The organism is Streptomyces sp. NPDC000983, from assembly GCF_040299205.1.
In the GTDB taxonomy this organism is placed as follows: domain Bacteria; phylum Actinomycetota; class Actinomycetes; order Streptomycetales; family Streptomycetaceae; genus Streptomyces.
On sequence record NZ_JBEPBM010000098.1, the window covers coordinates 1 to 4,877 of the forward strand.

General features: G+C 67.0%; 8 protein-coding genes and 1 pseudogene. 2 read left to right on the forward strand and 7 right to left on the reverse strand.

The genetic code is table 11. The features are described from left to right. Positions 1-245: 245 nt before the first annotated feature. Positions 246-1,043 (reverse strand): hypothetical protein, encoded by a 798-nt coding sequence (locus ABT296_RS38290; protein WP_351934723.1) that lies wholly within the window; start codon positions 1,041-1,043, stop codon positions 246-248. Between the two features lie 77 nt (positions 1,044-1,120). Here ABT296_RS38290 and ABT296_RS38295 point away from each other — a divergent pair, with 77 nt between their 5' ends. Next, complete coding sequence (locus ABT296_RS38295; protein WP_351934725.1) at positions 1,121-1,369, forward strand: hypothetical protein; 249 nt, start codon at positions 1,121-1,123, stop codon at positions 1,367-1,369. A gap of 212 nt (positions 1,370-1,581) precedes the next feature. Further along, positions 1,582-2,349, forward strand: coding sequence for a hypothetical protein (locus tag ABT296_RS38300; RefSeq protein WP_351934727.1), 768 nt, complete (start codon positions 1,582-1,584; stop codon positions 2,347-2,349). A gap of 140 nt (positions 2,350-2,489) precedes the next feature. Here ABT296_RS38300 and ABT296_RS38305 read toward each other — a convergent pair whose 3' ends face one another. The 6 genes and pseudogenes from ABT296_RS38305 to ABT296_RS38825 all read right to left on the reverse strand — a co-directional run. Further along, a complete protein-coding gene (locus ABT296_RS38305) occupies positions 2,490-2,816 on the reverse strand; it encodes a hypothetical protein (RefSeq protein ID WP_351934729.1) in 327 nt (108 codons plus the stop codon). A gap of 543 nt (positions 2,817-3,359) precedes the next feature. Then, positions 3,360-3,644, reverse strand: a complete 285-nt coding sequence (locus ABT296_RS38315; RefSeq protein ID WP_351934731.1) for a DUF3027 domain-containing protein — start codon at positions 3,642-3,644, stop codon at positions 3,360-3,362. A gap of 139 nt (positions 3,645-3,783) precedes the next feature. After that, positions 3,784-3,966 (reverse strand): hypothetical protein, encoded by a 183-nt coding sequence (locus ABT296_RS38320; protein ID WP_351934733.1) that lies wholly within the window; start codon positions 3,964-3,966, stop codon positions 3,784-3,786. A gap of 97 nt (positions 3,967-4,063) precedes the next feature. Continuing rightward, the gene (locus tag ABT296_RS38325; RefSeq protein ID WP_351934735.1) at positions 4,064-4,249 is read right to left on the reverse strand and encodes a hypothetical protein; all 186 of its coding nucleotides are present in this window, start codon (positions 4,247-4,249) and stop codon (positions 4,064-4,066) included. 13 nt (positions 4,250-4,262) lie between these two features. Then, positions 4,263-4,535, reverse strand: a complete 273-nt coding sequence (locus tag ABT296_RS38330; RefSeq protein ID WP_351934736.1) for a hypothetical protein — start codon at positions 4,533-4,535, stop codon at positions 4,263-4,265. Positions 4,536-4,603: 68 nt separating this feature from the next. After that, positions 4,604-4,877 (reverse strand): annotated as a pseudogene (locus ABT296_RS38825) (hypothetical protein); the annotation flags it as partial.

Below are 4,877 nucleotides of genomic sequence, written 5' to 3' on the forward strand. Positions count from 1 at the left end.
CCAGAGTTACCTCGACTCACGCGGCCTGACCTGGGAATGCTGGTGGCGGCAAGGCACGTGAACCCGACCCACAAGATCCCCGACAGAGTCGCTCAGTGATGATGACCCAACCACCACAGAACTAACGAAAAACTCAGTAATGTCGCGGCGCGAGACGTGCCAGGGGAAGTCCGCTCGCCGCTCGCCGCAGGATCTTTCTTCCGGGGCGACTCCCGGACCGTCGGGAGTTCGTCCGCCGGTGGGGGTCAGGCGCGTTGAAAGCCGTCGACGGCCATGGAGATGGTGAGGGCCAGGAAGGCGAGACCGACGGCGATGATGGCCAGGAAGACGAGCGTGCCCGCCGCCTTGGCAATCCACGACTTCGCATGGACCGGGTCGGCGGGGTTCCTCGGGTGGTAGGCGACCTTGACGGTCGGCGCACTGCCGGAGATGTACGCGCCGCGGACCACGCCGTGCAGGTCGGTGTAGGCGTAGTCCCTGGGGCCGCGGCGCACCGCCTCGACGGTGATGCCGTACCGGGGGTAGGTCCACTCGCGGTACTGCATGGACAGGGCCACGAGCCCGAACGCGGCGATGCCCACGGCGATGGGGGTGAACACCAAGAACGCGACCGCGCGGCTCACCGACTCCACGATGCCCAGGGGTACGGCCACCCCGACCGCCACCAGGCCGGTGACCCACGCCGTGAGCCTGAACGCGCGCGCGTACCCGTCGTCATCGGACCCCGCCGGCGCGCTGTCGATGACGAGAGCCGTGCCGTCGGCCGCCCGCTCCTCCGGCAGGAGCGCGGTGACGGCGTCGGCGAACGCCGTGGCCGCCACCTCACTCACACCCCGGACCCTGTACGTGACCGGGGTCGTCCCGGCCGGGGCGGTCAGCTCCACGGCAAGGGCACGGCCCTCGGCGCTGACGCGGCGGACGGCCTGGAACGGGATCCGCTTCTCCTTGCGCCGCCGGCTCAGGACGAGGACGTCGTCCTGAGCCTGGAGGGTGGTACCAGCGCGGCCCTGGAGGACGGGTATCGGCGAGGTGGTGGTGGACATGGGCGTTGATAGTAGGGCGGGGACGGCTTTCAAGCGAGGATCGTTCACAGCCCGGTCCGTTATGTGCTCAAGTCGCTGTGGACCGGGTCCGTCGAAGCAAGCGCCGATGGGACGAGGCGAGCAGAAGCCCTGCTGCCGACGAGTGGGAGCAGGATCTGTCCTGGCTCGGCGAACTCAATCTCGCAGACTTCCACTGGGGCGACACCGGCAGCCATCTCTCCGTTGAAATCACCTACCGCGCACAGATAATCGAGGTGGCATTGAGCTTCTGGGTCAAGCCTGTCGACGCCAGCTGGGTCATCGCAGGACCGGCCACCCTCTGGTAGGACACACGAAAGAGCAGCACGATCCAGGGGTCAGCGCAATTCTCCTGCCGGCGGCCCATCACACATGCTGTCGATCAAGGACCCGGCCAGCCCGAGCACCCCACTCCGTCCCACGCCAGCCCCGTGACCTGCACCATCAGGTTGGAAAAGGCTCACTGACATGCACAACCCCAAACCTCCAAGGTTGCTCCGCTGCGTGCTTGAATCACCGGATGATCGACTGGTCCACACTCCACGACGCCTACGGCCCGGCACACGCGATCCCCGGGCTGCTGGACCGAGCCGTCGGTCGTGACCAGGAGGCCGTCGACCGGCTTTGGGGGCGCTTGTGCCACCAGGGGACGATCACCCCGGCGAGCATCGCCGCACTGCCGCATCTGGCGGACATAGCCAGGACCGAGGACGCCGGGGACTGGGCGCTCGATCTGGCCGGAGCCATAGCGGGTGGCCTCCTTCAACCTCACGGTGCCGACGAAGAAGTCGCCCGCTGTGCGGCGACCTTGGCCGAGCTTCGCGCCATGGCCGCCGCCCGGCTGCGGTCTGGCCTGGACGGGACGATCTACCTGAGCCGGCTGCGGGCCATGCTCGCGTTCGACGGCCAGCCCTTGTGGTTCGAGGTCCTGGACGATTTCACCGATTCCTTCGTCACTGTCGCTTGTCCGCACTGCGACGCACCGGTGACGATCGCGGTCGGCGACTACGGCTGCTACTCCTCGATCCGGGACTGGGATCTGGGGGATGTCCACCAGGTCCCGCTCCGGCCGGCCGTCCCGGACGAGCTGACCGGCATCGGGAGGATGTTGCACGAGGCGGCCGCACGGGATGGCCAGCAACGGCTCGCCTGGGGCCTGACGCACCTGTTCGGCCAGGCCGAATGTCCAGGATGCGGGAGCGTCTTCGGCATCGCGGGCGAGTATGCGGCCGCCAATACACCCGCCCCATGGGACTTCGCCCGAGGCCACATCAAGGACGCTCTGTGATGACCACCGGCAGGGCCCTCGGAATTGAACAGTGAGCACGTGACCGCTGTCGCGACTTTGACGGCTGGCGCCGTGAGGTGTCGAGATGGCCCCGTTATCCGGGCTGAGCCCGCGGCAGTTCGGGAAGCTGGTGACGGTATCTACTGGGCGGACACCTTGGTGGGCACCAGGGACCACGACCCATCCGGAAGGCCGAACGCTACTTTCCCTCCGCCGCGCGTGTAGAGCTGGACACCGGAGACCTCACCGATGCCACGCTCATCGATGTTCAGGTAGACGAAGTCGCTGCCGCTGCTGTCGGTGAACTCCCATTGGCCGTGGAAATCGGCGGGGCCGGAGTGAGCGTCTGTCGACAGGTCAGTGGCGGTGACTGTGCCGTCGGAATCGAGCGTGATCTCGCCGCCAGTTTGGCTGTTGCGGTACACGCCGGGAAACTCGTCGGGAGCGACCGAGTTTCCCCTGCTCATCCTGTCCCCCTGGCCATCTCCTGTACCCCTGATCATCACGGCCGCAGCGTAACGAACTGCCGAATCGTCACACGGCTCACCCCGACCAGGGAGCCTCAACAAGATCGTGTCACGAGCTCGTAGGTGCGTAATGCCCTTGCTCAGCGGCGGTCGGGTTGGTGGTCGGCGCGCGCAGGCCTGTGGCGGGGGTGCGCTGTGATTGCGCATTTGGTGCGCAGGTGCGCAATGCCCGTCTGACCAGGTGTGGTTGCGCTTGTGGTCGGGGTTCACGAGTCCCGTGGTTGGGCTCATGGTTGGGGTGCGCAGCCGGCAGCCAGCAGCCCCTGCGCATCCGTCTGGTCCCGCCAGGTCCTTGCGCGTTGAAAGCAGATGCCTTCCTCGCGGAGCAGGATGCGCAGACTCTCATGGCTGATGTCGTCGACCGCATCCTCGGCGACCAGGAAGCCGGTCAGACGTCGCGGACCCGTCTGCGCTGGTGAACACCTCGGCGATCTTCACCATCAGCATGCCCTGCGCGCAGAGCTGACGTCGCCTGACGGGCCGCTACCCGAACGAGCCGTCGGCTCGACCGGCGAAGCTCTCACAGCCGTCATGCTCGAACCGCACTCGCCCGTCACATGATGAGCCGGGGTTGCTGCACGCCCCGTAGTCCTGGCCGAGCTGTCCGCTCAACGCGATCCAGAAGCGGCATCCTCCGCACTGGGCGTCATACCACTCGTCCCTGTAGCCGGACTGGGCCGTCGAGCGGTTCGACGACGCTCGCCAACGAGCATGACACCGATCGTTGTGATCTTGATCGTCACCCGTCCAGGGTTCATCCTCAGCCATTGGCGATGCCTCCCCGCCCGTTTGATCCGAGACTGTCAGTCCCGGTGCTCGCCAGTGATCCTCTCAACGGAAACGGGCGAAGGCTTTTCCGATGCGGCAACCGAGCCAGGCCAGATTCCGCTTCACTGGCGTGGCGGCGTCAGATACCCCCGAAGGGTTCGGGGTAGATGAACTCGCCCTGTACGGACGGATCGTAGGCAGCCAGGGTGCGTATCTGGAACAGATGCTCCCAGGCCGGTTCCTCGCCGACGATGCCGAAGTCAGTGCTCGGGCGGAAGCCGAACCGTCCGAAGAAGTCGGGGTCACCAAGGACAACAAGCATCGGGGCGTCGAGGGCGTCCGCCGCGGCGAGAGCGGCGTGTACCAGGGCCGTTCCGAAGCCACGGCGGCGATGGCCGCAGTGAACACCGAGCGCCTGGTCAGGCTTCGGCCACTGAGCCGGGTTCGCCGGACAGTACCAGGCTCTCGTCGAGGAGGGCCCAGCTGGGCTGGCCGCCAGACTCGGGACCTGCGAGAACCTGCACGTCGAAAGGGCTCAGGTCGTTGTCGCGGTCCCGGGCGGTGAAGCCGGCCGCTGACAGGATCGCGATCACCGCGGCGGCCATCGCGATCTGGACCTCACCAGACTGCCGGATCGCCGGAGTAACTCCTCGCCCCTGCCATGGCATTGTTCCGCAACTGGGGGCTGACCTTCCAGCTCACGACCACTTCGGGCTCCTCGCCGTGAAAGTGGTGATTCCACATGTCGGCGCGAACCTCTGCGCCGACGGCCAGTTCGGGCGACAGGCCGGGCGTGACCAGCGGCAACCCGGCCGCGGCGAGCTCGTCACGGACCCGCTGAGCCAATTGCTCCAAGGTGACCCGAACGTTCTCATCACTCGTCTCTGCCATCACCGCAACCTACCCAACCGCCCGGACGCAAAGGACACGATCAACGACCACCACCCCAACAGCCTCCTGACGCCCACCCACTCATAGCCGTCGTGGGAGACCTGACGGGGCCGCGCGGGCGGGTCCTTCAGAGCGGGCAGGGCGTGCTTGTGGGCGTGCAGGCCGCCGACGTACCGGGTCAGCGGCCACGCAGCCTTGTCGTCGCCGAAGCTCAGCGGCGCCGTAGTGCGTGGCTCGGCCCTGGACAAACTCCCGGCAGGCAAGGTCGTCGAGCACATCCGCAGCGTGCTCGTGGCCACCGGCACGCTGCCCCAGCGGGACGAACAGATGGTCCGCCTGGAA

Bases quoted from the DNA above. Each gene is read 5' to 3' on its own strand.
- ABT296_RS38290 (WP_351934723.1), bottom strand. From the start codon at position 1,043: ATGTCCACCACCACCTCGCCGATACCCGTCCTCCAGGGCCGCGCTGGT.
- ABT296_RS38300 (WP_351934727.1), top strand. From the start codon at position 1,582: ATGATCGACTGGTCCACACTCCACGACGCCTACGGCCCGGCACACGCG.
- ABT296_RS38305 (WP_351934729.1), bottom strand. From the start codon at position 2,816: ATGAGCAGGGGAAACTCGGTCGCTCCCGACGAGTTTCCCGGCGTGTAC.
- ABT296_RS38315 (WP_351934731.1), bottom strand. From the start codon at position 3,644: ATGGCTGAGGATGAACCCTGGACGGGTGACGATCAAGATCACAACGAT.
- ABT296_RS38320 (WP_351934733.1), bottom strand. From the start codon at position 3,966: ATGCTTGTTGTCCTTGGTGACCCCGACTTCTTCGGACGGTTCGGCTTC.
- ABT296_RS38325 (WP_351934735.1), bottom strand. From the start codon at position 4,249: ATGGCCGCCGCGGTGATCGCGATCCTGTCAGCGGCCGGCTTCACCGCC.
- ABT296_RS38330 (WP_351934736.1), bottom strand. From the start codon at position 4,535: ATGGCAGAGACGAGTGATGAGAACGTTCGGGTCACCTTGGAGCAATTG.